The organism is Bradyrhizobium sp. Leo170, from assembly GCF_004296405.1.
Lineage (GTDB): Bacteria > Pseudomonadota > Alphaproteobacteria > Rhizobiales > Xanthobacteraceae > Bradyrhizobium.
Genome location: NZ_PSRR01000008.1, coordinates 21,435 through 47,327, shown reverse-complemented (window position 1 = coordinate 47,327; position 25,893 = coordinate 21,435). Strand labels below are relative to the sequence as shown.

Here is a 25,893-nt window from a genome sequence, read left to right as displayed (position 1 = left end):
TTTTTAGCCGACTGTGGTGAGAGAAAATGGCCCGGCGATGGAGCCGGGCCAAGTAAGGGGAGGAAGCGAAAGATAGGGATCTCTCGCGAACGCCGAATGCAGATTTCGATCGAAGATGGCTCAACGAACGATCTCAGCGGCAGAACTATCGGACATTCCGCACAGCATTTTGTACCGAAGATGATGCCACTGCATGACTTTTCCGACATCTATCGCACGGATCTCGGTCACACACCGACAGTGCCGCGAAGAGATCAGCTGCGACCAAACCTGCTACAGTGAGATATTACCTGAGTGACTATACCCGCGGAATGTTCAGCCCTACGACCAGGCCGCCCAACCGATTGTCTGCGGCCGCTCTCAAGGACCGGCCAAACGACGAAAACTTCAGATACGCTCCCAGCACGACGATGAGCACGCCTGCAGTCGCCGCCGCTTGCAGCCTCGCCAGATCCAGCGTCAAGAAGCCAAGCGATACGGTACGAAACGACAGCTGGGACGCAGTGGGACGGGGATCCGGTCCGAACGTCACCAGCAGGGCGCCGCTGAAAAGCAGCGATAGACCGATAAAGACGATGAATTGATAGTGATGGGGTCGGTTGACGAACCGCTTCACGATCACGGTCTCCAACAGGTATCCGAAGGCGAACATCACGACCGCTGCTATCGCCGCCGCGACAATGATTGGAACGTCCCAAATGCGGACGGCCCAATACCCGATGTAGACGCCGAAGACGACCATCTCACCATGCGCGAAGTTGACGACGCGCATGACGCCGAAAATGATCGTCAGGCCGAGCGCGACGAGCCCGTAGACCAGACCGAGCAGTATTCCGCTCGCGAGAACATTGAGCCAAAGCGACAACATTAGCGGCCACTAAACGGTACGAGTGGACATTGCGGCTTCGACACCGCGACGCTCGATGGCGCGACAACCTGCGGCCGATTACGTTTCGCTTGGATCATGACTACCCCGCCATTGATGCTCTGTCCTGGTTCGTCGAACTTTATTGGCCTCCCGGGGAGGAAATCATCTTCGGATTCCACTGCTGCTTGACGCACTCTCGCGGCATCGTTGTCTCGCACTAAGCTAGTGTCGTGGGTCTTGAATTCTGGGCACTGCAAATGCGCCCCTCACATAGACAAGAGGCTCCCGATCGGCGTTTGTCGCCTGCGCCACGACCTCGCCGACAAATATCGTGTGGCTCCCCGCATCGTGCGTCTCGACAACGCAGCAATCAAAACTGCAGATCGCCTCGATCAGGCTTGGCGCTCCCGTGACAAGCTCTCGCCACGAGCCTTCAGTAAATCGTATGTCGCCCTTGCTCCCGTCCTGCCCAGCAAATTTCTGGGCCAGCGCGGAATGATGCGCCGCCAGAATATTCCAGCAGAACAATCGGCTATTCTTGATAGTATCGTGCGCGCCAGCGGACTTATTGACGCAGACGAGCACGCTTGACGGCTCAGTCGACAATGAACAGCCTGCGGTCAACGTCAGACAGCGACTATCTGCTCCGTGTCATGGTTTCCGACATAGAGGACCTCGAAGACCTCATCGTCAACAAGATCTCGCGTATACCCGGCGTCTCGAGCATTCGTTCAAATCTGGCGCTGAAGCGGATCTCCCACAAGACGGTGCTCCCGATTGACACCAGCCGTCCGGTCACGATCAAGGCGTGCAATAGTACTTCGAAGTATATGGAGAGGCCCGCGAAGCCTCGGTACGACTCGGCCGCCCAAGCACGGGGTGATAGCGCGATGGGCGGTGAGGCCTTCCGCACCCTCAGCCATAGCGTGACCGGTCTCTGACGACCGAGCTGGTGCGAGCGGCACATGACGGCTTCGATTTCCGACGTTTTGAAAGCCCTCTCCGATGGGGAGATAGTCGTCGTTACTGACGATGACGATCGCGAAGGCGAGGGCGACCTCGTCGTGGCGGCATCGCTATGCACCGCCGAAAAGATGGCGTTCATCATCCGCCACACGTCCGGCATCGTCTGCGCGCCCATCACCTCCGAACACGCGCGTCGTCTGAGACTTGATCCAATGGTCAACAACAACGACGCCAACCATGCCACCGCCTTTACCGTTTCAATCGACTATAAACCTGATGGCGGCACTGGAATTTCTGCTGAAGAACGCGCTTCGTGTTGCCGCGCTCTGACCAACCCTAACGTCGGCGCAAGTGACTTCGCGCGTCCCGGCCATATCTTTCCGCTCATCTCGAAGGAAGGCGGCGTTCTGATGCGATCCGGCCACACTGAAGCCGCGGTCGACCTATGCAAGATGGCCAACTTGTCCCCGGTTGGCGTCATCAGCGAATTGATGAACGACGACGGCTCGGTGATGAAGGGTTCGCAAGTTCTTGAGTTTGCGGACAGGCACAACCTCAAGCACCTGACGATCGCCGACATCATCCGTTTCCGGCAAGCGCGTGAGAAATTAATTGAGCGGGTCTCAAGCGTCACTGCCGATAGTCTAATCGGTCCGCTACAAGGATACTCCTATCGATCGCCGTTTGATCCAATTCACCATGTTGCGTACGTGTATGGCGACATAGGAGATGGCAGGAACGTGCTGACCCGCTTCTACAAGCCGAACATCATACGCGACATGTTTTCAGGTCAGGCTCAAGCGAAGATGAACGCTGTGTTGCAGCGCTTCAAGGAGAACGGAAGCGGCGTGCTCATCTACCTGCGAGACGGTGCCGCTGGCGTTCCACCGGTACCGCTGGCCCCGTCAAGCTCCTCGGAGGGCGATCGCAATCGGCAATGGCGCGAGATCGGGGTCGGCGCCCAGATTCTGCGAGATCTGGGTATAACCTCCATCCGCCATCTGACATCATCAGTTCATCACTTCAAAGGGCTGTCCGGATTCGGAATCGAAATCGTTCGAAACGAACGACTTTGATTTCGATCCTCACGGTGACCGCTCGCGGCTTAAGTGCTCCGCACTTTCAACACTCTCGCCCTGTTTGTTGACGCGATCGGAGAAATATCGTGCCGGCGATTTGCCGAGCGCCTTCTTGAACATTGTGATGAACGCGCTGACAGACTCGTAGCCGAGCGATTCAGACACCGACTGCACGGAATCTCCCGCGGATAAGCGCTGAAGAGCGACGATGATATGAAGTTGTTGACGCCAACGACTGAACGTCATGCCGGTCTCGGCGACGACAAGGCGCATCAGGGTCCGCTCGCCGAGAGCAATGGTTTCGCCCCATTCCGCCACGGTACGGCGATCGCCGGGATTTTCCATCAAGGTATCGGCGATCGCGCGTAGTTTCGAGTGACGCGTGACCGGAAGATGCAGTTGCTCGGTCGGCATCTCGATGAGCTCGTTCAGCAGGACGGCGACGATCTGAGCCGTTGGTCCTTCCGGATCGTAGAGCGGCGGCAGCGTCGCAAGGCGATGAATCACTTCGTGCAGGAGAGGCGTGATCGACAGCGTGCAGCACTCCGTCGGAACGGGCGCCGCGTCCATGTCTACGTACAGAAAGTGAATGCTGGCATTGGCAGTCACGCGATTGCTGTGCGGCATGCCACCGGGAATCCAGACGCCGCATCGCGGAGGCACCATCCAAAGCCCGCTGGGGACCTCGCAAGTTACACCGCCGCGCTGCGTCAGGACCAACTGCCCTTTCCGATGTGTGTGGATCGGAAGCTCGTCCTCCTTCTCTTGAGTATCGACCATCAGTGCGACGACCGGACGATTCAGCGCGTCCGGATCGAATTCACGGTAATATTGGAGGAGAGAGCCGCGCATTGTCATGATTTAGCAATTATTTGGTAAAGTAGCGAAATTCTCGTTGCGCGACAAGTTCTATCGTCCGGGTGCTTCACAGACCCGACCTGGAACATGACCCGAACCCTTCTGTCTCGCGTTTTCGGAGACGCCGCGCTCACTTTCGACCCCAAATGGGCGCTGTTTTCGGCCAATTCGTTCATCGCGGCGATGCTCGCGATCTATCTGGCGTTTCGTCTCGGGCTACAGCGGCCATCTTGGGCGATGCTCACTGTCTATCTTACCGCCCAACCGCTTGCTGGCGCCGTCCGTTCGCGTGCCGTTTACCGCCTGCTCGGCACGCTGCTCGGGGCCTGCGCAGCCCTGACGTTGGTTCCAATCCTGGTCGATCAGCCGACCTTGATGTCCGTCGCCATCACCGGCTGGGCGACGTTCTGTCTGTACGTCTCCCTGCAGGACCGGACGCCCCGCAGTTACGCCTTCATGCTGGCGGGATACACCGCGACGACCGTCGCGTTCTCAAGCGTAACTGCTCCGGAATTGGTTTTCGACACCGCCCTGGCACGCGTCGAGGAAATCGTCCTCGGCATCTGCTGTGCAACGATCGTCCACACCCTGCTGTTTCCGCGCGACGTCACGGGCGCGCTGATGAAGTCAATCGACGCCGCTGTTCGCGATGCTTCCGCTTGGACGGCGGATGCCTTGCTAAATCACGCACCGACGAAAGCAGACTCCGCACGCTGGCGGTTGGCGGCAGACGTCACCCACTTCGAAATGCTATCGACTCATCTCCGCTACGACACGGCTGCGACAAAGCCGGAGATATCGGCGATCCGTGCCTTGCAGGACAAACTCGCGCTCGTGCTGCCCATGCTGACGGCGGTCGAAGACCGGCTCGCCGCGCTCGGCAACCGGTGCACGCCGGAGCTGAATCAACTTCTCTCGCAACTCGGCGAATGGGCGCGCGATCCAGTTGAATCGCGGCTGAGCGCGGACGAGTTGCTGCGCCGCTGCGCGGAATTCGAAGCCGCACTGCCCGCTGCGCAGGACGAATGGGATAGGCTTCTCGCATCCAGCACGATCGCCAAATCGGCGGCGTTGATTGAAGCATTGGCTGCGGCCCACGAATTGTCCGCGATCATCCATGGATCCAAGGCGACTTCCGAGCTGACTGCGGCACCTCGCCCCAAGATCCGCCGCGCCAGGAGAAATCTCCATCGTGATCAGGGTCTCGCTGCCTTGTCCGTCGTCGCTCTCTTCGCGGCCGTGCTTGGCTGCTGCACCGTCTGGATCGCAACCTCCTGGCCGGAAGGCGCCACCGCCGCAAGATCGCAGCGATCGCTGCAGCGCTCTTCAGCAGCCTCGACGATCCAGCACCGACCCTGGTGTCCTATACGATCTGGACAGTGGCGTCGCTGCCGATCGCGGCCATCTACCTGTTTCTGATCTTCCCGGCGATCGACGGATTTCCAATGTTGGCAGCCTCGCTGGCTCCGTCGTTCCTCGTCCTCGGTTATCAGCAGGCCAATCCGCGTCACGCTCTCAAAGCGTTGGCCCTCGTCCTCGGCCTGATCGGGGCGCTTGATCTTCAAAACAGGTTCTCGGCCGACTTCGCTTCGTTCATCAATGCCAACGCTGCCGCGGTCGTCGGCCTCGCTGCCGCGTTCCTGGCCGTGCGTACATTCCGCTCGGTGACGGCAAAGCGCGCGGCCCGGCGCCTGCTCCGGCACGGATGGGTCGACCTGGCGATCCTCGCCGGCGCCCGCCAACCAATGAACCGCGAGCGGTGGCTGGGCGTGATGCTCGACCGCCTCGGCCTGGTCGTTCCCAGATTGGCGCTGTCCGGCACGGACGTGGAGGCGGAAGCCGGCCGCTCGCTGGCCGCGCTGCAGATGGGCCTGGACTTGCTCGACCTGAAATCGAGCGTGGTGGGTTTCGACGACCAGCTCAGCAAGAACCTCGAGAGTCTGACCCCCAAGCTGTCGCGCGCCTTTCGATGGTTCGCGACAGGGAACAGCGAGCTTCATCCGACCGAGGCGCGGGCCCTGCTCGCGGCAATCGATGTGGCACTGCGCGAGCACGGCGCATGGGAGCCCGCAATTCGACGAACGCGGCTGACTGCATTGGTCGGCCTCCGCCGCGCGCTCTTTCCGAATGCGCAAGCTCCGTCTTTCGACCGAGTTACGCAATGAACGAAGAGATCAACATCGCTGGTGTGTTCGTGCCGACCTTTGTCTTCGCCTGCGTCTGCGCCCTCGGGCTTGGAGTCGCCTTGTCTGCAGCGCTCAAGCGATTCGTGTCGCCGGATATCAAGAGTTTCGCGTGGCACCCGGCGCTGTTCGACTTCGCCATCTTCGTGATCCTCGTCTATATCTCCTACGCTATATTGGGAACGTTACTACCATGACCGCGAGAAGCTTGATCCTGCCGCGCATCGTCATCACCGCGTTGGCTCTCACCATCGCGGCACCGGTCGGCATCGACATGTGGGACCACTACGCAAATGCGCCCTGGACGCGGGACGGTCACGTCCGGGCCGACGTTGTCGCCGTTGCGCCGGACGTCTCCGGTCTCGTCGAAGAGGTCCTGATCAAGGATAATCAGGCGGTTCGCAAGGGGGACGTCATGCTCCGGCTGGATCCGGAGCGTTTCCGCCTGGCCGTCCGACAGGCGGAGGCCGTAGTGGCAAGCCGGGAAGCCGCCGCCGAGAGAGCCGCGAGCGACCGCGCCCGCTATGACAAACTGAGCGACGGGGTCGTTTCTCAACAGCAGCACGAGACCGTCCGCGCTGCTGACCTTCAGGCCAGGGCTGCCTGCAATCAGGCCCTAGCGGATTTGGACGTCGCGCGTCTCAATCTGGCCCGATCCGAGATCCGCGCGCCGGTGAACGGTCGCGTGACGAACTTCGATCTGCGTCCGGGCTCCTATCTTCCAGCGGGCCGAGGCATCATGGCCTTGATCGACACCGATACCGTGCGCATCGAAGGCTATTTCGAGGAGACCAAGCTCGCACGCATCCATGTAGGCGATGCTGCCGATGTCAGGTTGATGGGCGGCTCGACCCTGAGAGGAAAAGTTGATAGCATCGCCCGAGGAATCGAAGATCGTGAACGAAGTTCGGGTGCGAGCATGCTTGCCAATATCAACCCGACGTTCTCATGGGTCAGGCTTGCGCAGCGCGTTCCCGTCCGGATCAAGCTCGATCTGAAAGACAATGCGGACGAATTGATCGTCGGCCGGACCGTCACAGTTCAGATCGACGGCGACACCGGTCGCACTCCTGTGGTCACGTCGATGCTCGGGTCTGGTCTCTGGCGCCTCTTACGGGCATTCGATCTGGAGGACGGTCGCGGGCGATCAGCAATGCGTAAGCTTTGAACCAGCTCAAGTTGGCAAACCTGCGCTCTGTGCCAAGAACAGTGTCTGGCCTGACCGGAAGTCATCGATCTCGGATCAAACCGGCGCTGTTCATCCCAAAGCGCCTAGGGCTCTGCAGTGGTAGACTGCCGATTCAGCCCGAGATGCCGCTACATCGAACTCATCGACACGATTGCCACTGCGTGAGACCCGCGCCGAGTGCGACCATCGTGGGTACAAAATCGCAGAAAATCGTAGTTTGGCGTGCAAAATCGTGGCCCGTGGTAGCGGGGGAGGGACTCGAACCCCCGTCATTCGGATTCTTCGTTCTCGAACTGAAATAGGAGTGCGCTTCCCGATCCAAAACGAGGGGCCTGTCCATCTTTAGCGAGCGAGTCCAGCTTTGGATCGCGACACTCTGCTTATTTCGAACCAAGCCACCGCATACGGGGGCTGCGTCGTACAATGTCGTAGAACATCGCAGAATATCGTGGCCTGGCGCGCCACTTAGAACAAAACTGCGAAGGTCGGCCATGCAACTCGATACCCGCTACCATGCGTATCGCACCGTGCCTTTGCCTGCGGATGACGTTGGAGAACTTCCCTTCAAAGGTGCGCGCTCCCAAAATATCGAAAACAACCCCATGCAAAGTTGCCGGCGGCCGCTGGCGCTCGAATGGCAACTTGACACGTCGGGCAAATCAGCGGCATTCCTTCATCATCCCGCAATCTTGTAACGCCCGTCGGTCCGCAATAGCGGGCGCGTCGGTTGCGATTGCGGTCCAAGAATCCTCACCCGAATCCTCACCCACGATTGAAATTGCACCGGCTCCGCGCGGCGAACGATGGCCTGCGCGTGGCCGAACCGCGCGCGCTCGCCGCGCGCGGGTGCCAGGGAGTCAGCCCCTTCTACCGGACTATGCAAGCCACGGAGTATAATTGGGCTAGGAATGGTGTGCTGGGCCTGAAACCACACCAACAGCTTCTCGAGGAGCGCGAAATCCTTCTCGGACAAGAGCTGGAAAAATTCGTTTGTAACGGATGAGAACCGGGACGTGAAAGGTGGTGCGGTCAACCATTCCCGACGCCATTGCGGACGTAGTGGCTCTTCCTCCAGGACACGATAACCGGCCGTCCATGCGCCACGATCCGAAAGACGGCTTTGAGCAAGTAGCCCGACAATCCGTCCTAGGAGTGGCGGCTCTCCCGCTTCGCTCAGCGCATGGTGCCAATCATCTCCGAGCTCAATGAGCAAACGAAAGAAGGTCCACTCAAAGAAGATATCGTGGGTGAACGAAAAAGCCGCGCCGACGTTCTGCTCACGGATAACGTGATCGGACCAGAGGGCTGAAATTTGCGCGAAGGTGCTGTCCTTTAGGCGTCGCGCAACGATGTTCTTACCGAGATCGCGCACGCCTGTCTCAGCCAGGTCGAGCAGTGCTCTCTGCCTCTGCGGCACAGTTTCTGGCAGCGCATCGTGTCCCGCGCGAGCCCACCACGCTGCGATGAGATCAATTTCGGTTTGCGGCGCCGTTTCGTCATCGGCCAAGCCGCCGTGCGCCAACACAGCAGCGAAAAAGGGGCGCCGCGCAACTTCCCTGACTGTGGCACTACCGAACAGAAGCCTTCTGAGATAAGGCTTTTGTTCAGCTAATGTCTCCGCTTCCTCGTCGGAGAAATGGCCAACAACAATATCGCCGATGCCGGTACCGCGGTAGAAGGTGCTTGGAAACCAAGCTCTGTACGGTTCGAGCCCCTGATCGCGTGAACTCGCAACTACCTTCCAGTTCGCAAACTCCTTACTTCCCTCGATCGTGTGCAGAATATCGGTGATGATTCCCTTCTGATCAGGACGTATACGGTCGATCCCGTCAATAAACAGAATAGGCTCACCGGCAGTGCCGATCTCCGTAAGGAGCTGTGGCAAGGAGTGCCGAAGCCCGAGGGCTGACGCAAAGGTCGACCAGCCGTTACCCATCAGCCGATCCGATTTCAGGAACAGAATTGGTCCCTTTTGAGCGGCATCAGCAGCGAAATGCTTAAGGATAACGGACTTACCGCATCCGGGAAGTCCACTGATGTTCACGAGACGGTTTCCCGCAATCCTTTCGCGAATGGTGCTTTGAAAGACGCTGCGTGTGACGTGAAAGTCGTCAATCGTCTCTACTATGTCGGCCAAGCCTTCCATCGCGAAAGAACGAAGCGCGTCGATATCTCGCGAATAGTTCGGTGCAACTTGCAGCCGAACCGTACCGCGTAGCTGGCCGAGAAGCGTCGCACGAGTCCATTTTCGTGCCGTGCCTGCACCATCTCGCACTAGTCGGCAAAGACGGTCGAAGAGAAGAAGATTCTGACCATCTTCGTTTTCAGCCACGATCTGTTGGAGCCGATTTACCAACTCGGCTCTCAGAATGCCGCCTTCTTCCAGCCCGTCCATTTTCAGAACAACGAACTGGCGATAGAAGTGCAACTCTTCCTCAGTCGTCGCTGCCCCGGTTAGAGGCTTAAGTTCAAGGCGAAGAGCACGCTCCGTAGCGGCGGCAGAGCCTTGGTCGGCAAATCGGCTTTCAAAATCTACCGCGCTTGGGCTTGCCTTGGCCCAGTCAACGATCCGGCTGAGCGCCCGAAAGCGATCCTGGGCAACTTGCTCGGTCGCGAAACCATAAGCGTATGTCTCAGTAAACCCAGCGGCACCGCGCGAATCGACCGCCGCGGCCATAATCTGGCGAAAGTCTTCGTTGTTCGCGGTAATACGAAGTGATCGCTTGACCTGCAGGGCTAGCGGGCGCTTGCCAATATTGTCTTCAAACTCGACCACCACGTCATCCATCGGGTGGCCATGTCCAGACTGCTGAACGGCAACTGAGACCACCACCCCGCTTTGGCCGGCAGCGTGCTCCTCGCGCAAAAGCGCTGTGAGATAGTAGGCGACGACGGTGTCTTCATAGGTAAAACCCGCCCCACCGGTGAGTTCGGTTGAAGTCGCTTTGATGCTCGGAGTCATGGCTTATTGCTTGAAATGCGGGCGCGGAATCTCGCAGAGCACCGCGAGAATAAGCAACTGTGAGGCGATTCGGATGGCTCATTCTACAGCTTCGACGAGCCCGCCGTTCATGTGCCCAGTAGAAAATTGCAACGCTTGGGGATCGCCCAGATCGGTAAAAAGGTTTTTCGTCGTAACGGATGGTACTGCGTGGCTGGCGCTCCCTAGGGGAATCGAACCCCTGTTTCAGCCTTGAGAGGGCCGCGTCCTAACCGCTAGACGAAGGGAGCGTTGCGGTCTCAGGCAATAGCCTCGAAAACCGAAAACTGCAAGCGAGGTCGGCTCAGGGTTCGCTGACGAAGCGCAGTTTTCCTGCGGGTTTCAGCGTTTTCGCGTCGAAGGTGCGGATTTCGGTGGCCCCGCCTATATCAAGGGTCACCACCAGGCGGTCGCCGGCGATGCCGGTGGACACGATGCGGGCGCCCTTCGGCAGGGTTGCCGTGATGTCGGTCGTGGCGGCAGGGCTTCCCTCCCCGCGGTAAAAGCGATACCCGACGGCGATGAGGACCACGGCCACTGCCAGCGCCGAGGTCAGGCCCGCGATCAGCATCATCCGCCGCACCCGCGCGATCAGGGCGGCCTGCTCTTGGGTCGGTTCAGGGATCGTTGCGTCGGTCATGGGCGGCTCTTTAAACATGATCTGCGGAAGTGGAAACCGGTTTTGCCGAAGAAAGTAAGCGTGAACGAAGAAGAACAGGGCGCCCCATGCCCTGATATCGCCTCTGGCGCCCAACGGCTGGCCGTCGTCGTTCAGGGCGATGAGGGGTCGTCCCGGCTCGACCGGGTCCTCGCCGCGCGCTTGCCGGAATTGTCGCGGTCGCGGCTGAAGGCGCTGATCCTCGCCGGTTCCGTCACGGTGAAGGATGCTCCCGTCCGTGACCCTGCGTTTCACGTCGCCGAAGGCGACACGGTCGAGGTCGAGATTCCCCAAGCGGTCCCGCCAGAGCCCAAGGGCGAGGATATCGCGCTCGATATCATCTATGAGGACGACGACCTCATCGTCATCGACAAGCCGGCCGGCCTTGTGGTGCATCCCGCCGCCGGCCATGAGAGCGGCACACTGGTCAACGCCCTGATCGCCCATTGCGGCGCCAGCCTTTCCGGCATCGGCGGCGTGCGGCGTCCGGGGATCGTCCATCGGCTGGACAAGGATACCACCGGCTTGATGGTGGTCGCGAAGAACGATCAGGCCCACCAGTCGCTGACCGCGCAATTTGCCGACCATGGCCGCACCGGGGAGATGGAGCGCGGCTATATCGCCTTCATCTGGGGCGTGCCGAACCGCCAGCGCGGCAGCATCGATGCGCCGATCGATCGTCATCCGTATGCTCGCGAGAAGATGGCGGTGCGCGAAGGCGGTCGCGAGGCGATCACCCATTGGGAGCTGCAGGAAGTGTTTCAGGGGCGCGACGGCAAGCCGGTCGCCTCCCTGCTGGCCTGCCGGCTCGAGACCGGACGCACCCATCAGATCCGGGTGCACCTCTCCCATATCGGCCATCCCTTGCTAGGCGATTCGGTCTACGGCCCGCATTTCAAGACCAAGGCCAGCCAACTGGGGCTCGAGGCGCAAGCCGCGCTGGCCGCTCTCGGCCGCCAGGCCCTCCACGCGTACCTCCTTACCATCGAGCATCCCAGGAGCGGGGAAATTTTGCATTGGGAAGCGCCTCTACCGGAGGATCTGCTTCTCCTGAAACGCAGCCTTGAGGGTGGCGCTATGACGCACCCCTTGAAAAAGATCTGATATGACAATAGGTTATACCAGCCACACGCGGACGTGACGTCAGCAATCCTTCCCTATCACGACCCATTGGGTGTATTGTGCACCTGCGTTGAATATCCAACGCGGAACATCGCAAGCCGGCCGGCTTTAACACAGCGGCGGCCTGCCGGGCCCGCCGCTATCGGGGGCCTGAACCACTGGAGGGCGCAAGTATGGCCCGTACAGCCACTTTACCGGTTCTCAATGGAGAATCCGGTCTTTCTAGATACCTCGCCGAGATCCGTCGGTTCCCGATGCTGGAACCGCAAGAGGAATATATGCTCGCCAAACGTTGGCGCGAGCACGACGATCGCGACGCGGCACATAAACTCGTCACCAGCCACCTCAGACTCGTGGCCAAGATCGCCATGGGCTATCGCGGCTACGGCTTGCCGATATCCGAAGTCGTTTCGGAAGGCAATGTCGGCCTGATGCAGGCGGTGAAGCGGTTCGAGCCCGAGAAGGGCTTCCGTCTCGCCACCTACGCCATGTGGTGGATCAAGGCGTCGATTCAAGAGTACATCCTCCGTTCCTGGTCGCTCGTGAAAATGGGCACGACCGCGAACCAGAAGAAGCTGTTCTTCAACCTTCGCAAGGCGAAGAGCAAGATCTCCGCATTGGACGAGGGTGACCTTCACCCCGACCAGGTGAAGCTGATTGCGAGCCGCCTTGGCGTGACGGCTCAGGACGTGATCGACATGAACCGCCGTCTCGGCGGGGACGCGTCGCTCAACGCGCCGATCCGCGACGACGGCGAAGCAGGCGAATGGCAGGACTGGCTGGTCGACACCGCGCCGAATGCGGAAGCCCTGATGGCGGAGAGCGAAGAGTTCGATCATCGCCGCCAGGCTTTGACCGGCGCCATCAACGTGCTCAACCCGCGCGAACGCCGCATCTTCGAGGCGCGGCGCCTCGCGGACGAGCCGATGACGCTGGAAGACCTCGCCGCTGAATTCGGCGTGTCGCGCGAACGCGTGCGGCAGATCGAGGTCCGCGCTTTCGAGAAGGTGCAATCGGCCGTCAAGGGCACGATCGCCAAGCAGGAAGCGGCGCTCGAAGCCGCGCACTAACAGCACCAGACAAATCACTCGGTCAAAGCCGGCGGCAACGCCGGCTTTTTCTTTGCGGCCATGAACTCGCTGAACGCGCGGCTCCCGCCTACTCGCCCCACTCCTTAGCCATCTTCGCCAAGGCGCAGCCCTCGCAATAGCGGGCGTCCTTGAAGTCGATCCAGTTGTGGGCGTAGACGCGTTCGAGCGGGATGTTGTAACGGCTGCGCAGCACCTTCACCAGGATCCGCCACGCCGCGACTTGCGCCTCCGTCGGCGGGCGCGTCACGTCGGGATAGTTGCCGGCGAATTCGACGCCGATCGAATTGCCGGCAACGACCTGGTGATAGGTCGCGCCGTTGTCGATATATTTGTTGTCGTTGCGGTTGGCGCCGTCGCCATGGGTCGTCACCAGCTTCTCGTCGACCGCCCAATAGACCGTGCCGTCGGTCTCGACCCACACCATCACGCCGCGCCGGCTCGGGTTCTTCGATTGCGCCTGTGCGCCGCCGCGGGCCGAGCCTGCCGGGCCCTCGGTCTGGTGCACGATGATGTTGCGCCAGGGATGGGATCTTGCGACGTCGCCCCAGGGCGCCAGCCACACCATCTTCAGACCGGGGATTTCGGGTGCGCCCGAGGATCGCGCGATCGCCGCAAGGTCAGGCGTCTGCGCGAAGACCGACGTGACGAGCGCGGCGGTGCAGAGCGCCGCCGCGAGCAGGCGAAGGTTCATGCATCAGCCCCCGTGAGGCGGCTTCACGCCGTTTTGCGCCGCGCGATGTCAGGCATGTCGGCGATCTCGGGCACCAGCGACGGGGCCGGCTCGGAGATCGCGTAGCCGTCGCGGCCACGCTTCTTGGCTTCATAGAGCGCCCGGTCGGCGGCGGCGATCAGCCGGTCCGGATAGGCGCCGATCTCCATGGTCCATTGCGCGACCCCGATCGACACCGCGATCGGGATCTCCTTGCCCGAGCATTCGGCCGCATCGGCCCGGCACACCTCCAGCACGCGGCGGGCGATCATCGCCCCCTCGCCCAGCGTGGACGACGGCAGCACGATGCAGAACTCGTCGCCGCCGCTGCGTGCCAGCATGTCGGCCGGCCGCAACCTCGTCTGCGCCATCAGTGAGAAATGCTGCAGGCAGGCGTCGCCGGCGGCATGGCCATGGGTGTCGTTGATGCCCTTGAAGCCGTCGAGGTCGATCACGAGCAGCGCGAACGGCTCGCCGCTGCGCACCGAGCGGGCGCATTCCTCGGTCAATCGCTGCAGCAGGTGGCGGCGGTTGCCGACCCCGGTGAGGTCATCGAGCAGCGCGAGATCGGCGACCTCGTTGCGCAGCCGGTCGATCGCCATCAGCAGGAAGCCGAAGTTCCAGGCCATCGACAGGAATATCACGATCAGGATCAGGGCTGCCTGAAGTCCGTTGAAGTCGACGATCGAGAGATCGCCCCCGACCTGCAGCAGCGCGAGGGCGGAGCGAGCGGCATAGGCGATGATGAGAAGGACGCTGCAGATGGCGGCCAGCCGGGCGCCGGGATTCTGGTCTTCGCGCCGCATCATCACCAAATGCAACGTGATCGCTGCCGGGACGATCTGTCCCAGGGAATAGATGGCGATCCGCATCGGCATGTCGTCCTGCACGAACTGGAAATAGGCGAGGCCGATGCAGGTCAGGCCGGTGCCGAGCGCGGGGGCGCGCCAGGAGATCGGGATATTGTAGAACCGCTGGACGCCCATCACGACGAACCAGCACGCGAAGATCAGAAGCGCATTGCAGCCGATCAGCAGCAAGCGGAAATCGACCACGCCGCGCAGCATCGAAGCCGCGGCGCCCGCGGTTGCCGCAAACGCCGCGCCGGTCCAGAACCGCGCCGCCTCGAATTTGGGATAGCAGCGCAGCACATAGACCCAGACCAGGCCGAGCGCGAAGAAGTTGGTGACAGACACCGTCCACAGCGTCGGAACACTCAGCACCGCAAATCCAGGATGTGCATCCTGCCCCTTCCCAAAGGTGAACGGGCGAACCGTGACGGCTCTCTTTCGGCCGGCAACATGCCGTCGTCTGGCTTAACGGAATCTCAATTCGATCGCCTACTCGGTGCTTTGGTTTTGAAACAATGAAGATCGAATTTCCGCAGCATTAACCTTACCCGCCCGGCCGTTCGATGACGCCGAGAGCGTGTGGCGCGGGGTGGAGCTTGGCAGGTTCGGCAAAAAAATCGCGTAAAATGCGTAACAGTTGTGGATAACACGATGACAGTGAGGTGACAGCCCGCGGCAGCGCGCCGCGAATCTGCTGAGCTTCTCAACCGAGGATGTTGCGAGGTTAGCCCTCCGCCAAGCATGCCTCAGTGTCGCGTTTCAATCCATTTAACCCTGAGAGGATACTATGGCTAAGAAAGCGAAGAAGGCGAAAAAGGCGAAGAAGGCCACCAAGAAGAAGAAGGCCAAGAAGTAGCTGTTTCAGCCCGGGCGGCGGCGCGCGCTCGCCCTGCCCGGGCGCTCAAACCGGGGTTGATCAAACCGGCGGGCTTGCGGCCCGCCGTTTGATTTTGCGCCCCCGATCGGAGCCCACAACGCGCATCGGATTATGCCCTAGCGCCCGCCAACCCGCGCCAGCACCATCCGCTCCGCCTCGCGGATCACATCCAGCGGCGCCCATGGCTTCGACCAGAATTTCGCGCCATCCGGCAGCTTCCGCCTAAGCGGCTTGCCCGAGGTGACGATGACGCCGAGGGCGGGATTGCAGCGCTTGGCGATATGGGCGAGCTCAACGCCGTCCTTGTAGCCCGCGAGCTCGACATCGGTCATCATCAGATCGAGGTCCTCGCCGTCGCGCTGCAAAACCACCTCCGCAGCTTCAGCGCTGGCGCATTCGATCACATCGAAATCACTCTCTTCCAGCAAGAGCCCGATCATCTGCCGCTGCATCGGGTCGTCTTCAACGACGAGCGCTCTTGCGCGAAGCGGCCTTGCTTGTTCCATTGGCGCCTCCGTTCGTGAAGTAAAGAAGGTTAAAACCTGCCCCCCGAACTGGTTCAGTTCCAATCCCGAAAAACTTGCGGAACCCTGTGCTACAGATAGGTCCCTCATCCCTGGGAGCCGAAAGCAATGACTGCGATCTCCGGAAGCGCGGTGGCTGTCACGGGCGCCGCCAGCGGCATCGGCCGGGCGCTCGCGCTCGAGCTTGCCGCACGCGGCGCCGATCTCGCGCTGGCCGACCGCGACGAGGCCGGCCTTGCCGCGGTGGCCGCCGAGATTGCGAAAACAGGCGCGCCGAAAGTCACGGTGCATCGCGTCGATGTCGGCGAGGCCAATCAAATCGCGGGCTTCGCGGAAGCCGCAACCAGCGCGCATCCGTCCCTCAACATCCTCATCAACAATGCCGGGGTCACCCTGCTCGGCCAGTTCCACGAGATCGACCAGGCCCAGATGGAGTGGCTGTTCAACATCAATTTCTGGGGCACAGTGCATGTGACGCGCGCGTTCCTGCCGCAGCTTGCGCGGCAACGCGAAGCGCATATCGTCAACGTCTCCTCGATCTTCGGCATCGTCGCACCGCCCGGCCAGACCGCCTATTGCGCCTCCAAATTTGCGGTGCGCGGCTTCTCCGAAAGCCTGCGGCATGAGCTTGCCGCCGCACGCAGCCCGGTGCGGCTGTCGGTGGTGCATCCGGGCGGCGTCGCCACCAACATCGTCCGCAATTCCCGCACCGGCGCCGGCGTATCAGACAATGCGCGCCGCGCACAGTCGATCGAATGGTTCGATGCGGCTGCCAGGACGACACCGACTGCCGCCGCGCGCTCCATCATCGAAGGCGTCGAGAACAACCGGCCGCGCATCCTGATCGGCAGCGACGCGCACGTGATGGACCTGCTGCAACGCTTCCTGCCGGCAACGTATTGGTCGGTGTTGCAGCGGCGGCTCGGGAAAGAGACGGCGCAAGCGGGGAAGTCCTCGCGATAGCGCCGTAGGGTAGAGCGGAGCGAAACCCATCGCGATGGAGCAAGCCGCGCGAATGATGGGTTTCGCTGCGCTCTACCCATCCTACGACCGTCGTCCCGGCGAAAGCAGAGTCCCATAACCACAGATGCTTGTCGTGGCGCGAGCAAGCGGTTGTAGAGGTGTAGGGTGGGCAAAGGCGTACTTGCGCCGTGCCCACCATCCAGTGCTGTGCTCGCGATGGTGGGCACGCTTCGCTTTGCCCACCCTACGGCGTCGTCGCGACTTATGATTCACATGCTGCGTGATCGGATGAAAGATCGCGGCAAGGAGGCGAGGAACAACACGAGGCAGACGCAGAGCAGGACGATATCCTTGAATATGAACTCGCCGGTCAAGTTCCAGGCCATCGGGTCGCTCGACCAACTCCAGACAACGACACCCGGCGTCGTGAAGAAGAATGACCAGGTGATGGCGAACGTGATCACGCCCAATAGCGAACCGATGGCTGACAAGATCGGGCTGAACGCGCCTGCCGCAAGCAGCACTGCGATACCAAGCTCGGCAACGCCGAGGAAATACGCTTCTCCCCGGAGACCAAATACCGACAACCACGAAATGAATGGACTATTGCTGATGAATTGAACGATGCCCTGCGCGGACTGCAACGTGAATTTCTGCATGCCAAACGACACGAAGATGACAACCATGACCCAGCGCAGGATAGCCAGCGGTCGGTAAGACCCGTCGCCCTTTTCGGCGACGTTGAAAGGTGTCTTCATGTGGAGCACTTCTCTCCTTGAGTGACTACATGACATCCCTTACGCGCGGTAGTGCCCGTCGTTACGAGTACCTGCAGCTTCCTGGTTCACAACGATGTGTATCAGGATGGATCGCGAACGATTGGTTCGGCGACGTCCTGCGAGCTCTGGAGCCCGCCAAATTTCTCGAGAAAGTCGCGCGCATCGACTCTCGGGAGAGGGCTGTTCGCGCCACACGGCGGCGGCCGATCTATCGGCTCACTTCAAACGCGAAAGAAAACCGCGGATCGCTGCGGCGATCTCCTCGCAGTGTGTCTCAAGTGCAAAGTGCCCGGTATCGAAGAAGCGGACTTCCGCGCCCGGAATGTCCCGCTTGAACGCCTCCGCGCCTGGCGGCAGAAAGAAAGGATCGTTCTTGCCCCATACCGCCAGGAACGGCGGCTTGTGCTTGCGGAAGTATTCCTGAAAAGCCGGGTAGAGCGCGACATTGCTCTTGTAGTCGCCAAACAGGTCGAGCTGGACCTCGTCGGCGCCAGGGCGGGCCAAATAGAAGTTGTCGAGCGAATAGCCGTCCGGAGACACAGCGGTGGTATCGGACACGCCGTGCGTGTATTGCCAGATCGTCGCCTCAGGCACGAGGAAGGATCGGAGTGCGCTGCGATTGGCCTGCGAGGGATCCTGCCAGTAGGCATGGATCGGATTCCACCCCTCGCTCAGCCCCTCCTCATAGGCGTTGCCGTTTTGCGAGACGATTGCCGTGATGCGTTCGGGATGGCGAGCAGCCAGTCGAAAGCCGGTCGGTGCGCCGTAATCGAACACATAGATTGCGAAGCGGGTGAGACCGATCACTTCGGTGAAGCGCTCGATCACTTCGGCCAATCGGTCAAACGTATATGAAAACCTGTCGCGAGGCGGCATGTCGGATTGGCCGAAGCCAGGCAGGTCCGGCGCTATGACGCGAAAGCGATCCGACAACGCCGGGATCAATTCGCGGAACATATGGCCGGAAGTTGGGAACCCGTGAAGCAGTAGCAGCGCTGTCGCATCGGCCGGCCCGGCCTCCCGATAGAATACCTTGAACCCGTCGACGTCCGCCTTCCGGTAATGAACCTTGGTCATGAGAAGTTCCCGCCTGCTTGGAGACTAGTAACCTGATTATAACGTTTTGACCGGTTACTACATCCGATGTGGTCGATCCAGTTCATTCGGCTCAATCCCACGTGACTGCCCTTGACGCATCAAGCCGATAGAAAGGCGTCCAGGAGTTGGGTTGTGTCCGTGGGGTTTTCTTCGGGAAAGAAGTGGCCGCCTTTCATGGCCTGCCCCTGCACATTGTCGGCCCACCTCCGCCAGATTCCCAATGGGCCACCATCCTGTCCGTAGAAGGTATCGAGCGGTCCGCCGACAGCCCAGAGATGCAGCATCGGGCACGTGATACGCCGCGAGTCTTCCCTGTCCTTCTTGTCATGCTCGATATCCAGGGATGCAGCCGCGCGATACTCCTCGCAGATCGCGTGCACGCGAGCCGGATCGCGATACGTTTCGATGTACGCTGCCCTGACATCGGGACCAAAGGAGCCCTGGCCAAACGGATTGTCGAATACCGCACCGGGTGCGCCCAGAAGATACTTTTCCGGAAGCGGCTCCTTCTGGCACAGAAGGATCCAGGGCCAGTACGTCGTGGCGAACTTTGCATTGGCGCGGGCCCATCCCTCCGAGATCGGGATGACGTCAAACACCGCGAGACGCCGCACCTTTTCAGGATGATCGAGCGCGAGGCGATAGGAAACGCGGCCGCCACGGTCGTGTCCGACCAGATCGAATTTCGAAAAGCCAAGCTTGTCCATCATCGCTACAAGCTCGTTCCCCATTGCTCGCTTTGAATAGGGGTAGTGATCTTCGGCGGAAGCGGGCACGCCGCTGCGGCCATAGCCGCGCAGATCGACGCAGATCACCGTGTGCTTGCTCGCCAGTTGTGGCGCTACGTAGCGCCACATCAGGCTGGTTCGCGGAAACCCATGCACCATGAGCAGCGGGGATCCCTTACCGTAACGCCTGATGAAAATGGTGTTGTCGCCGGTGTCGATCTCCGCCGTCTCAAACTGATCGGAAGCGGCCGATGCGGCCTCGCCGACAGGCTGGGCGGCGGCGCGTTGCGAGAGCGTGAGCGATAATGCGGTACCGGAAGCGGCGGTAATTGCTCGAAGCACAGTGCGACGTGCGACGTCTGTCTTGTCGATCATCTGCTGGAGTCTCCCTGACAACGGCTGCGGATGAATGCCAACCGCGCTGACTTGACCACATGAAGTTCCCGCCTCTCAGGCGTAGTAACTTGTCTGTTACGCAGTCGGCGGTTACGTCACTTCTTCTTGATATGGCTGTTCCGGCCCACCTTGACCGGTCTCACGTGACCATCTTTCGTTGGGTGAACTGGTTTGGTTACAGGGAACGCCGATCGTCAGGGAAATTTTCGCGTGCCGCACGGCGGGATTGACCGTCGCGATGTGCAGAGCCGGAAACAGCCGAACTACTCCTGGGCGTGTCCAGGTGCCGTTCGATTGTTGATGTGGACGACGGGGCGATCGCCGCCAGCGCCTACGGTCTTCTCAGAAAGCCGTTCGAAACCAGCGCGTTTCTTGATTGCGTCGAGAGGAGCCTCTCCAATGGACACCATCCACGATAGAATAACCGATTGCGCTGCATCCGCCTTGACGCAGCGCGCCCGGAGTTCAGCCGAGAAGCTCCTGTCCTTTGACGTCGCAGGACGTTCGTCGCGAAGCGCGCAGAACGCATTGCAGTCCACGAATTGGGATAGCCGGTCCGAGCGATGGGGTCGCCTGATGGTCGCCGCGCAGGATGGTGACAGCCGGGCCTACGAGCAGTTGCTCCGCGAAATAGACGTCTGGCTCCGTCGTTATTATGCACGGCGGCTTCCCTATCCTGTATCAGATGATGCAAGACAGGATGCGCTTCTCGCGATCCATGCCAAACGGCACACATACGCTCCGTCGAGAGCGTTCGGGGCCTGGGTCAGGGCGATTGCACGCTACAAGGCAATCGATCGCATACGTGACGCGTCTCGATTCGCCGCGCTCCCGCTCGACGAAGACATATCGATCGGGGACCACGAGGGGACCGCGGTAAGTGCCGCCACGATGGACGATTTGCTTGGCCGGCTGAAGCCCGCGCAAGCCATTGTGATCCGCCTCGTGAAGCTCAACGGCCTGAGCATTGCCCGCGCGTCCGACGTCACAGGCCAGTCTGCGCCGCTCGTCAAGATCAACATCCATCGAGGCCTGAAGAGATTAGCTGCCCTGGTCTCCTGCGACGTCGTTGCCGCAACGACGCCCGCTCATTCTCAGAAACGCCGCAGCACGCGAGGTGCAAAGAGCATCTAAATGGGTTTGTGCAGGTTATTGCAGACAAGGTACCAGCGGCTATATTTCGCCTTGCCGGCTTATCGATAATTGCCGGCTTCTCTGGGACCCCTGTGACAACCAAGCGCTCGCCAGCTTTCTTCATCGCCGATAACCCGGGCCTGGACTTCTTGAATTCCATTGCGGTCCCGGTGGATGTCAAGGTCGAGTGGCTGGCCTCGGGAGACGATCTTCTGGCGTGGCTGAAACAGGCCGGATTGGTGCCGGACGAGGTGCTGAACGCTTTTCGCAAGAGCGCCCTTCCCGGCGAGCTGGACGCCATCGCGGCACAAGCGCGCGCGCTGCGGGACTGGTTCAAACCCTTTGTCTACAAACATATGGGTAAGCCCATTGGGCAGAATGCACTGCGCCAACTCGAACCGCTCAATCAAATGCTGGCGCGCGACGACGAATTCGGCCAGGTCGTGGTGCGTGATCGGCCTAACAACCGGCACCATGGCCATGGAGGGGTTTCCGGCCTCGTCTGGCGCCGCGAGCGGCGCTGGCAATCACCAGAGTCGCTGCTTCTCCCATTGGCGCGATCGCTGGCCGACCTCGTCTGCACCGAAGACTTCACTTACGTGAAGGCCTGCGAGGGACCGGACTGCACGCTCTTGTTCGTCGATCGAACCCGAAGCCGCGCGCGCAGGTGGTGCAGCATGGCGGTGTGCGGCAATCGGGCGAAGCAGGCCGCACATCGGAAGCGCGCCCAGCAAGCAAGACGTTCGAAGTAGATGTATCCGCCGGACGCAGGGATCCGCCATAGCGGCGGTCCCGCCGCCCTCACTTATCGCGCAACTGGTCAACGGCCGTCCGGGCCACCTGACATCATCCCGGACGGAATCTGGCGTGGCCCAAAGATCGCCTTCGCCACGTCACCGACGGCCTCGACGTTCTCCTCCACATCCTGGAAGCAAACGATCCTGCAAGGGCAGGCTTCGAGCCCCTCATAGCGCCATGGAAAAGCGCCGATGACGGCGCGCTTGTTCAGCATCAGCTCGATGTCGCCGCCGACATTCTCAGCGTGAATGAGCCCTTCCTGGAATGCCTGCGAGTGAAACGGAAAATAGTCTTCGACGACTTTTCGCCCCGAACGCTTGTGCGTGTACGAATTCTTTCCGAAGAACTCGTCGCAGCTCATTCCGACCTTGGCCTCGAACTGCTTTGCGAGGTCAGGCCGCATGCGCCGGATTGTGGTGTTCATCGCGTGATCGCCGGAACCGCAGTCGATCCCGAACCATTTGATCTTCTTCTTCAGCATCCAATCGAGAAGCTCCTGCTTCCCTCCGGGATGCATGCAGAAATACTTCACCAGGTCCTGCTGCGGCTTGCCTTCCCAATAGCGGTGCCAGCCGGTGTGAATGATAAGGATGTCGCCGTCCTTTACGTCAACCGGCGCACTCTCGATCATTTCGGGAGTGATGACAGCCCAATCTTCCATGTGCTTGGACACGTCGACGACTGCGCCCGGTCCGACCAGGAAATCCAGCGGATAGGATGCCATGTCGCCCATCCCATCCGTGCCGTGCATCGCACCGTCAATGTGGGTTCCGACATGGAGCGCGGAATCGATCCGCTGCGCGACGATGTGGATCGTCTGCAGATTTTGCGCGTAGTACATCTTGTTGCCGGCATATCCGACCCAGCCGGGCGTGTGCACATTCATCAGATGAGACAAGTCGACGATCTTCATCGCGCGAATTCCTTTGCTTACGTTGATTGGCTTACGCAGCCTTCTTGAAGAGCGAGTTCAGCCACCCTTTCAGAGCCGCAAGAAGCAGCGAGGTGGTGTTGAGCGGCTTGACCGCTCCCGAACCAGGCGCGAATTGCGGGGCCGACTTCGTCAATGAATCCGCCTGAGGACTACCTGCTTCGGCCGCCGCCGCGGCGCTTCTGGCGCCGAGTTCGGTCTCGGCATTTCTTACAAATTCACGGACAAGCTGATTGGCGATCTCGGTGATGAGCCCGGTTCTTCCAAACTGAGCGATGGATCCGGAGAGCTGGACGTCGGCGAGGACGTCAACGCGAGTGGCGCTTCCCTCAGGAACAAGCGTGCACAGCATCGACATTTTGCCGCGGCTGGCGCCTTTCCTGTCGACGCCCTTCCCCTCGAACTCGACCTTCTTTGCCTCTTCGTCGTATTTGACCTTTGCTTCGCCTTCGAAGCTCGCCTGGAATGGGCCCACTTTGGCGGAGACCTTTCCACTGATCGAGCCGTCGTCCTTCGTACCGAGATATTCTGCTCCAGGCAGGCACGCGGCGACGCTCGGAACGTCGTGGAAGAACGTCCACACCGTGGGGAAAGGTTGCGATACAACGAAGTTCTGCTTGATCTCCATGCCTTGCCTTGGAAGTTGTCAGAGCATCCGGTTCAGCGATCTCATGTATTTTTTAACTGTATTCAAATCTATACAGCAAAATTGAAATACGCAATCTCATTTGGTCAGGCCCCGCCGGCCGCCCAATTCGTAATCAGCTCCGCGATAAAATTTCAGCACCGCAGGTAACAACGATATTGAAATATTATATATATCAGTATGATATGTCGTATTGCATGCAGCATACAAAATGTTGTTGCCGCTCATCTTCGACTGGACCAGACTTGGCCACGTCAGGGGACGAATGAACGTCAATGGAGACGCTCGCTGGAAGTCTGCCGGCATGGGAGGGAGCAATGAGCGAGCAGGTGTCCGCCATCGGAGCGACAGGCGCCGTCAGACCGACCGGTGTGCGCTGGAACATCTTCCTGCTGATGTTGTTCCTGATCTCGATCAACTACATCGATCGCGCCTCGCTCTCGGTGGCGATGCCGCTGATCTCCAAGGAGTTCGACATTGATCCGGCGATGCAGGGCCTGATCCTGAGCTCGTTCTTCTGGACCTACGCCGCCATGCAGATTCCCGGCGGCCTGCTCGCCGACCATTACAAGCCGCGGATCGTGATCGCCCTGGCGACGATCTTCTGGGGTGCCTTCCAGGCGATCGCGGCAGTGGCTACCAACTGGTGGGTGTTGCTGCTGACCCGGCTTGGGCTGGGCGCATCGGAAGCGCCGATCTATCCGGCGGGCGGCAAGCTCAACGCCATCTGGATGACGCAGAACGAGCGCGGGCGTGGCGCGACGCTGCTCGACGGAGGTGCGCCGCTCGGCGCCGCGCTCGGCTCGATCGTGATCGCGTGGCTGATCGCGGCCTTCGATTCCTGGCGCACTGCCTTTGTCATCGCCGGCGTCGGCACGATGCTGTGCGGCCTGTGGGCCTGGTACTACATCCGCAACGAACCGCGCGAGCACCCCTCGCTCAATGAAGCCGAAGCCCGCTACCTCGAACAGGCGCACGCGCTGGAAGACGCCGCCACGCCGCCCTCCTCCGGCGGAAGCTGGATGGCCTATTTCCGCTTCCGTTCGGTCTGGTGCATGTGCCTGGGCTGGATGTTCTTCAACACCACCTTCTATGGCTTGCTGACGTGGATGCCGACCTATCTGTTCAAGGTGCACAATTTCGACATCAAGGTGCTCGGCGGCGCATCCTTCATCATCTTCTTCGCGGGCTTCGCGGCGAACTGGTCGGCGGGTGGATCGGCGACACCTGGCGCAGCCGCGGTGGTGCGCCGAACCTGGTATTCCGCACCCTGTTCGGCATTGCCGCCATCATGGCGACGGTGTCGATTTTCCTGGTGGCCTATGTGCGCGATCCGGTCACGGTCGTGGTGCTGCTGTCCTCCACGCTGTTCTTCCTGCGCTGGTGCGGGATGTACTGGGCCATTCCTTCCGCGCTTGCGGGCCGCGACAAATCGGGTTTTCTTGGTGGCTGCATGAATCTCGGCGGCAACATTGCGGGCATCATGACGCCGCTGATCGTCGGCTTGATCGTCCAGGCCACCGGCTCCTACTTTCTCGCGCTGATGTTCTTCGCCGCGGCCGGCGTTGCGCTGTTGATCTGCTCGACGCTGATCGACTACAGCCGCAAATTGCCGGTCTAGATAGGACGGATCGGCGCCGATGGCTGCGTATCTTTGAGGCTGCAACATGACTGCTCCGGTCCGGCTCGGCATGCTGACCCCTTCATCCAACACCGCGCTGGAGCCGATCACCTATGCGATGCTGGCCGGCATCGCTGACGTCTCGGCGCATTTCTCGCGCTTCAAGGTGACTGAAATCGCGCTGTCCGAATCCGCCCTCCGCCAATTCGACGACAGCGAGATCCTGCGCGCCGCCGAACTGCTGGCGCATGCGAAAGTAGACGTCATTGCCTGGAACGGAACATCGGCGAGCTGGCTCGGCTTCGAGCGTGACGAACGCCTGTGCGAGCGCATCACGGCCGCGACCGGCATCAAGGCCCGCACCACCGTGCTCGCCTACCGCGACCTGTTCCGGCGCCGCAAGGCGGAGCGCATCGGGCTGGTGACGCCCTATCGCCGCGACGTGCAGGACAAGATCATCGCCAACTGGGCCTCCGAAGGCCTGCATTGCGTCGCCGAGCGCCATCTTTCACTGCAGGACAATTTTTCCTTCGCCGAAATGCCGGAGACCGAGGTGGCGACACTGATCGAAGAGGTCGCGCGCGAGGGCTGTGATGCGGTCGCGGTGGTCTGCACCAATATGCGCGGCGCCGGCGCCGCCGCGCGGCTCGAGGCGAAGCTTGGTGTCGTGGTGTTCGATTCGATCGCGGTCACCCTGTGGGCGTGCCTGGCTGCAACCGGCGTCGATCCGTCGCGCGTTCGCGGCTGGGGCAGCCTGTTTCAAATCCCGATCGAGGGCCACAGCCAATTTTATTGACGCGCTTCACAGGACACTCGAAGGTGCGGAGATTCGATGAGCGGAACG

The 25,893-nt window shown here is 60.7% G+C and carries 28 protein-coding genes and 1 tRNA gene; 15 read left to right on the top strand and 14 right to left on the bottom strand.

From position 1 onward, the window contains the following. Positions 1-298: 298 nt before the first annotated feature. Together CWO89_RS03080 and CWO89_RS03075 are read right to left on the bottom strand one after the other, a co-directional pair. A complete protein-coding gene (locus tag CWO89_RS03080; protein ID WP_245475671.1) occupies positions 299-868 on the bottom strand; it encodes a branched-chain amino acid ABC transporter permease in 570 nt (189 codons plus the stop codon). Between the two features lie 222 nt (positions 869-1,090). Further along, positions 1,091-1,453, bottom strand: a complete 363-nt coding sequence (locus CWO89_RS03075; RefSeq protein ID WP_245475669.1) for a flavin reductase family protein — start codon at positions 1,451-1,453, stop codon at positions 1,091-1,093. A 20-nt stretch (positions 1,454-1,473) separates the two neighbouring features. On the opposite strand from CWO89_RS03075, the gene CWO89_RS03070 reads away from it, so the two are divergent. Together CWO89_RS03070 and ribB are read left to right on the top strand one after the other, a co-directional pair. Next, the gene (locus tag CWO89_RS03070; protein WP_130577220.1) at positions 1,474-1,809 is read left to right on the top strand and encodes an Lrp/AsnC ligand binding domain-containing protein; all 336 of its coding nucleotides are present in this window, start codon (positions 1,474-1,476) and stop codon (positions 1,807-1,809) included. Positions 1,810-1,833: 24 nt separating this feature from the next. Next, on the top strand, positions 1,834-2,910 hold the full coding sequence (gene ribB / locus CWO89_RS03065) for a 3,4-dihydroxy-2-butanone-4-phosphate synthase (RefSeq protein WP_130577192.1): 1,077 nt from the start codon (positions 1,834-1,836) through the stop codon (positions 2,908-2,910). Positions 2,911-2,919: 9 nt separating this feature from the next. On the opposite strand, the gene CWO89_RS03060 is transcribed toward ribB, so the two are convergent. Beyond that, on the bottom strand, positions 2,920-3,765 hold the full coding sequence (locus CWO89_RS03060; protein ID WP_130577218.1) for an AraC family transcriptional regulator: 846 nt from the start codon (positions 3,763-3,765) through the stop codon (positions 2,920-2,922). Positions 3,766-3,858: 93 nt separating this feature from the next. Between CWO89_RS03060 and CWO89_RS48765 the strand changes: the two genes are divergently transcribed. The 5 genes from CWO89_RS48765 to CWO89_RS03035 all read left to right on the top strand — a co-directional run bounded on the left by CWO89_RS48765 (position 3,859) and on the right by CWO89_RS03035 (position 7,838). Further along, positions 3,859-5,190, top strand: a complete 1,332-nt coding sequence (locus tag CWO89_RS48765; RefSeq protein WP_130577191.1) for an FUSC family protein — start codon at positions 3,859-3,861, stop codon at positions 5,188-5,190. Beyond that, a complete protein-coding gene (locus CWO89_RS48760) occupies positions 5,130-5,936 on the top strand; it encodes an FUSC family protein (RefSeq protein WP_283813492.1) in 807 nt (268 codons plus the stop codon). The genes CWO89_RS48765 and CWO89_RS48760 overlap by 61 nt, the downstream gene beginning before the upstream one ends. Next, complete coding sequence (locus CWO89_RS03045; RefSeq protein ID WP_165420967.1) at positions 5,933-6,151, top strand: DUF1656 domain-containing protein; 219 nt, start codon at positions 5,933-5,935, stop codon at positions 6,149-6,151. Before CWO89_RS48760 ends, CWO89_RS03045 begins: the two co-directional genes overlap by 4 nt. Next, the gene (locus CWO89_RS03040) at positions 6,148-7,122 is read left to right on the top strand and encodes an efflux RND transporter periplasmic adaptor subunit (RefSeq protein WP_130577217.1); all 975 of its coding nucleotides are present in this window, start codon (positions 6,148-6,150) and stop codon (positions 7,120-7,122) included. The genes CWO89_RS03045 and CWO89_RS03040 overlap by 4 nt, the downstream gene beginning before the upstream one ends. Before the next feature lie 512 nt (positions 7,123-7,634). Beyond that, positions 7,635-7,838: a hypothetical protein gene (locus tag CWO89_RS03035; RefSeq protein ID WP_130577188.1), complete on the top strand. Its 204-nt coding sequence runs from the start codon at positions 7,635-7,637 to the stop codon at positions 7,836-7,838. Here CWO89_RS03035 and CWO89_RS03030 read toward each other — a convergent pair. The 3 genes from CWO89_RS03030 to CWO89_RS03020 all read right to left on the bottom strand — a co-directional run bounded on the left by CWO89_RS03030 (position 7,820) and on the right by CWO89_RS03020 (position 10,763). Further along, entirely contained in the window at positions 7,820-10,105 is a 2,286-nt protein-coding gene (locus tag CWO89_RS03030) for an AAA family ATPase (protein WP_130577187.1), read from the bottom strand. The genes CWO89_RS03035 and CWO89_RS03030 overlap by 19 nt on opposite strands. A 194-nt stretch (positions 10,106-10,299) precedes the next feature. After that, positions 10,300-10,374: transfer RNA gene (locus CWO89_RS03025), tRNA-Glu, on the bottom strand. A gap of 53 nt (positions 10,375-10,427) precedes the next feature. Then, positions 10,428-10,763: a hypothetical protein gene (locus CWO89_RS03020; RefSeq protein ID WP_130223081.1), complete on the bottom strand. Its 336-nt coding sequence runs from the start codon at positions 10,761-10,763 to the stop codon at positions 10,428-10,430. A gap of 117 nt (positions 10,764-10,880) precedes the next feature. Here CWO89_RS03020 and CWO89_RS03015 point away from each other — a divergent pair, with 117 nt between their 5' ends. Both CWO89_RS03015 and rpoH read left to right on the top strand, forming a co-directional pair. Then, complete coding sequence (locus CWO89_RS03015; RefSeq protein ID WP_130577216.1) at positions 10,881-11,885, top strand: RluA family pseudouridine synthase; 1,005 nt, start codon at positions 10,881-10,883, stop codon at positions 11,883-11,885. Between the two features lie 191 nt (positions 11,886-12,076). Further along, complete coding sequence (gene rpoH / locus CWO89_RS03010; RefSeq protein ID WP_130577186.1) at positions 12,077-12,973, top strand: RNA polymerase sigma factor RpoH; 897 nt, start codon at positions 12,077-12,079, stop codon at positions 12,971-12,973. Positions 12,974-13,061: 88 nt separating this feature from the next. Here the strand turns inward: rpoH and CWO89_RS03005 are convergent, their stop codons facing one another. The 3 genes from CWO89_RS03005 to CWO89_RS02995 all read right to left on the bottom strand — a co-directional run bounded on the left by CWO89_RS03005 (position 13,062) and on the right by CWO89_RS02995 (position 15,937). Next, on the bottom strand, positions 13,062-13,685 hold the full coding sequence (locus CWO89_RS03005; RefSeq protein WP_130577185.1) for a peptidoglycan recognition protein family protein: 624 nt from the start codon (positions 13,683-13,685) through the stop codon (positions 13,062-13,064). 23 nt (positions 13,686-13,708) lie between these two features. Beyond that, positions 13,709-14,926 carry a GGDEF domain-containing protein gene (locus tag CWO89_RS03000; protein ID WP_130577184.1) on the bottom strand — a complete coding sequence of 406 codons (1,218 nt, stop codon included), beginning with the start codon at positions 14,924-14,926 and terminating at the stop codon, positions 13,709-13,711. Positions 14,927-15,547: 621 nt separating this feature from the next. Further along, positions 15,548-15,937 carry a response regulator gene (locus CWO89_RS02995; protein ID WP_130577183.1) on the bottom strand — a complete coding sequence of 130 codons (390 nt, stop codon included), beginning with the start codon at positions 15,935-15,937 and terminating at the stop codon, positions 15,548-15,550. Positions 15,938-16,063: 126 nt separating this feature from the next. Here CWO89_RS02995 and CWO89_RS02990 point away from each other — a divergent pair, with 126 nt between their 5' ends. Next, complete coding sequence (locus tag CWO89_RS02990; protein WP_130577182.1) at positions 16,064-16,918, top strand: SDR family NAD(P)-dependent oxidoreductase; 855 nt, start codon at positions 16,064-16,066, stop codon at positions 16,916-16,918. A gap of 269 nt (positions 16,919-17,187) precedes the next feature. Here the strand turns inward: CWO89_RS02990 and CWO89_RS02980 are convergent, their stop codons facing one another. The 3 genes from CWO89_RS02980 to CWO89_RS02970 form a co-directional block, all read right to left on the bottom strand. Further along, positions 17,188-17,676, bottom strand: coding sequence for a DUF417 family protein (locus tag CWO89_RS02980; RefSeq protein ID WP_130577181.1), 489 nt, complete (start codon positions 17,674-17,676; stop codon positions 17,188-17,190). A gap of 237 nt (positions 17,677-17,913) precedes the next feature. Continuing rightward, complete coding sequence (locus CWO89_RS02975) at positions 17,914-18,774, bottom strand: alpha/beta fold hydrolase (RefSeq protein WP_130577180.1); 861 nt, start codon at positions 18,772-18,774, stop codon at positions 17,914-17,916. A gap of 119 nt (positions 18,775-18,893) precedes the next feature. Next, on the bottom strand, positions 18,894-19,898 hold the full coding sequence (locus CWO89_RS02970; protein WP_130577179.1) for an alpha/beta fold hydrolase: 1,005 nt from the start codon (positions 19,896-19,898) through the stop codon (positions 18,894-18,896). A 420-nt stretch (positions 19,899-20,318) separates the two neighbouring features. Between CWO89_RS02970 and CWO89_RS02965 the strand changes: the two genes are divergently transcribed. Both CWO89_RS02965 and CWO89_RS02960 read left to right on the top strand, forming a co-directional pair. Then, positions 20,319-21,053, top strand: a complete 735-nt coding sequence (locus CWO89_RS02965) for a sigma factor-like helix-turn-helix DNA-binding protein (RefSeq protein ID WP_245475667.1) — start codon at positions 20,319-20,321, stop codon at positions 21,051-21,053. A gap of 92 nt (positions 21,054-21,145) precedes the next feature. After that, positions 21,146-21,805 carry a CGNR zinc finger domain-containing protein gene (locus tag CWO89_RS02960; protein ID WP_130577178.1) on the top strand — a complete coding sequence of 220 codons (660 nt, stop codon included), beginning with the start codon at positions 21,146-21,148 and terminating at the stop codon, positions 21,803-21,805. A gap of 68 nt (positions 21,806-21,873) precedes the next feature. Here CWO89_RS02960 and CWO89_RS02955 read toward each other — a convergent pair whose 3' ends face one another. After that, positions 21,874-22,764, bottom strand: coding sequence for a cyclase family protein (locus CWO89_RS02955; protein WP_130577177.1), 891 nt, complete (start codon positions 22,762-22,764; stop codon positions 21,874-21,876). Between the two features lie 31 nt (positions 22,765-22,795). Then, positions 22,796-23,410 (bottom strand): SRPBCC family protein, encoded by a 615-nt coding sequence (locus CWO89_RS02950; protein WP_130577176.1) that lies wholly within the window; start codon positions 23,408-23,410, stop codon positions 22,796-22,798. A gap of 335 nt (positions 23,411-23,745) precedes the next feature. Between CWO89_RS02950 and CWO89_RS02945 the strand changes: the two genes are divergently transcribed. Genes CWO89_RS02945 through CWO89_RS02940 form a run of 3 tightly spaced genes read left to right on the top strand, consistent with a single transcriptional unit; the run spans position 23,746 to position 25,845 of the window. After that, on the top strand, positions 23,746-24,885 hold the full coding sequence (locus tag CWO89_RS02945) for an MFS transporter (protein ID WP_245475665.1): 1,140 nt from the start codon (positions 23,746-23,748) through the stop codon (positions 24,883-24,885). Further along, positions 24,882-25,049, top strand: a complete 168-nt coding sequence (locus CWO89_RS47530) for a hypothetical protein (protein ID WP_245475663.1) — start codon at positions 24,882-24,884, stop codon at positions 25,047-25,049. The genes CWO89_RS02945 and CWO89_RS47530 overlap by 4 nt, the downstream gene beginning before the upstream one ends. Positions 25,050-25,095: 46 nt before the next feature. Continuing rightward, positions 25,096-25,845 carry a maleate cis-trans isomerase family protein gene (locus CWO89_RS02940; RefSeq protein WP_130577175.1) on the top strand — a complete coding sequence of 250 codons (750 nt, stop codon included), beginning with the start codon at positions 25,096-25,098 and terminating at the stop codon, positions 25,843-25,845. Positions 25,846-25,893 lie beyond the last annotated feature (48 nt).

Coding starts and splice junctions, on each gene's coding strand:
- CWO89_RS03080 (WP_245475671.1), bottom strand. CDS start 868: ATGTTGTCGCTTTGGCTCAATGTTCTCGCGAGCGGAATACTGCTCGGT.
- CWO89_RS03070 (WP_130577220.1), top strand. CDS start 1,474: ATGAACAGCCTGCGGTCAACGTCAGACAGCGACTATCTGCTCCGTGTC.
- ribB (WP_130577192.1), top strand. CDS start 1,834: ATGACGGCTTCGATTTCCGACGTTTTGAAAGCCCTCTCCGATGGGGAG.
- CWO89_RS03060 (WP_130577218.1), bottom strand. CDS start 3,765: ATGCGCGGCTCTCTCCTCCAATATTACCGTGAATTCGATCCGGACGCG.
- CWO89_RS48765 (WP_130577191.1), top strand. CDS start 3,859: ATGACCCGAACCCTTCTGTCTCGCGTTTTCGGAGACGCCGCGCTCACT.
- CWO89_RS03045 (WP_165420967.1), top strand. CDS start 5,933: ATGAACGAAGAGATCAACATCGCTGGTGTGTTCGTGCCGACCTTTGTC.
- CWO89_RS03040 (WP_130577217.1), top strand. CDS start 6,148: ATGACCGCGAGAAGCTTGATCCTGCCGCGCATCGTCATCACCGCGTTG.
- CWO89_RS03035 (WP_130577188.1), top strand. CDS start 7,635: ATGCAACTCGATACCCGCTACCATGCGTATCGCACCGTGCCTTTGCCT.
- CWO89_RS03030 (WP_130577187.1), bottom strand. CDS start 10,105: ATGACTCCGAGCATCAAAGCGACTTCAACCGAACTCACCGGTGGGGCG.
- CWO89_RS03020 (WP_130223081.1), bottom strand. CDS start 10,763: ATGACCGACGCAACGATCCCTGAACCGACCCAAGAGCAGGCCGCCCTG.
- rpoH (WP_130577186.1), top strand. CDS start 12,077: ATGGCCCGTACAGCCACTTTACCGGTTCTCAATGGAGAATCCGGTCTT.
- CWO89_RS03005 (WP_130577185.1), bottom strand. CDS start 13,685: ATGAACCTTCGCCTGCTCGCGGCGGCGCTCTGCACCGCCGCGCTCGTC.
- CWO89_RS02995 (WP_130577183.1), bottom strand. CDS start 15,937: ATGGAACAAGCAAGGCCGCTTCGCGCAAGAGCGCTCGTCGTTGAAGAC.
- CWO89_RS02990 (WP_130577182.1), top strand. CDS start 16,064: ATGACTGCGATCTCCGGAAGCGCGGTGGCTGTCACGGGCGCCGCCAGC.
- CWO89_RS02980 (WP_130577181.1), bottom strand. CDS start 17,676: ATGAAGACACCTTTCAACGTCGCCGAAAAGGGCGACGGGTCTTACCGA.
- CWO89_RS02975 (WP_130577180.1), bottom strand. CDS start 18,774: ATGACCAAGGTTCATTACCGGAAGGCGGACGTCGACGGGTTCAAGGTA.
- CWO89_RS02970 (WP_130577179.1), bottom strand. CDS start 19,898: ATGATCGACAAGACAGACGTCGCACGTCGCACTGTGCTTCGAGCAATT.
- CWO89_RS02965 (WP_245475667.1), top strand. CDS start 20,319: ATGGACACCATCCACGATAGAATAACCGATTGCGCTGCATCCGCCTTG.
- CWO89_RS02955 (WP_130577177.1), bottom strand. CDS start 22,764: ATGAAGATCGTCGACTTGTCTCATCTGATGAATGTGCACACGCCCGGC.
- CWO89_RS02950 (WP_130577176.1), bottom strand. CDS start 23,410: ATGGAGATCAAGCAGAACTTCGTTGTATCGCAACCTTTCCCCACGGTG.
- CWO89_RS02945 (WP_245475665.1), top strand. CDS start 23,746: ATGAGCGAGCAGGTGTCCGCCATCGGAGCGACAGGCGCCGTCAGACCG.
- CWO89_RS47530 (WP_245475663.1), top strand. CDS start 24,882: ATGAATCTCGGCGGCAACATTGCGGGCATCATGACGCCGCTGATCGTC.
- CWO89_RS02940 (WP_130577175.1), top strand. CDS start 25,096: ATGACTGCTCCGGTCCGGCTCGGCATGCTGACCCCTTCATCCAACACC.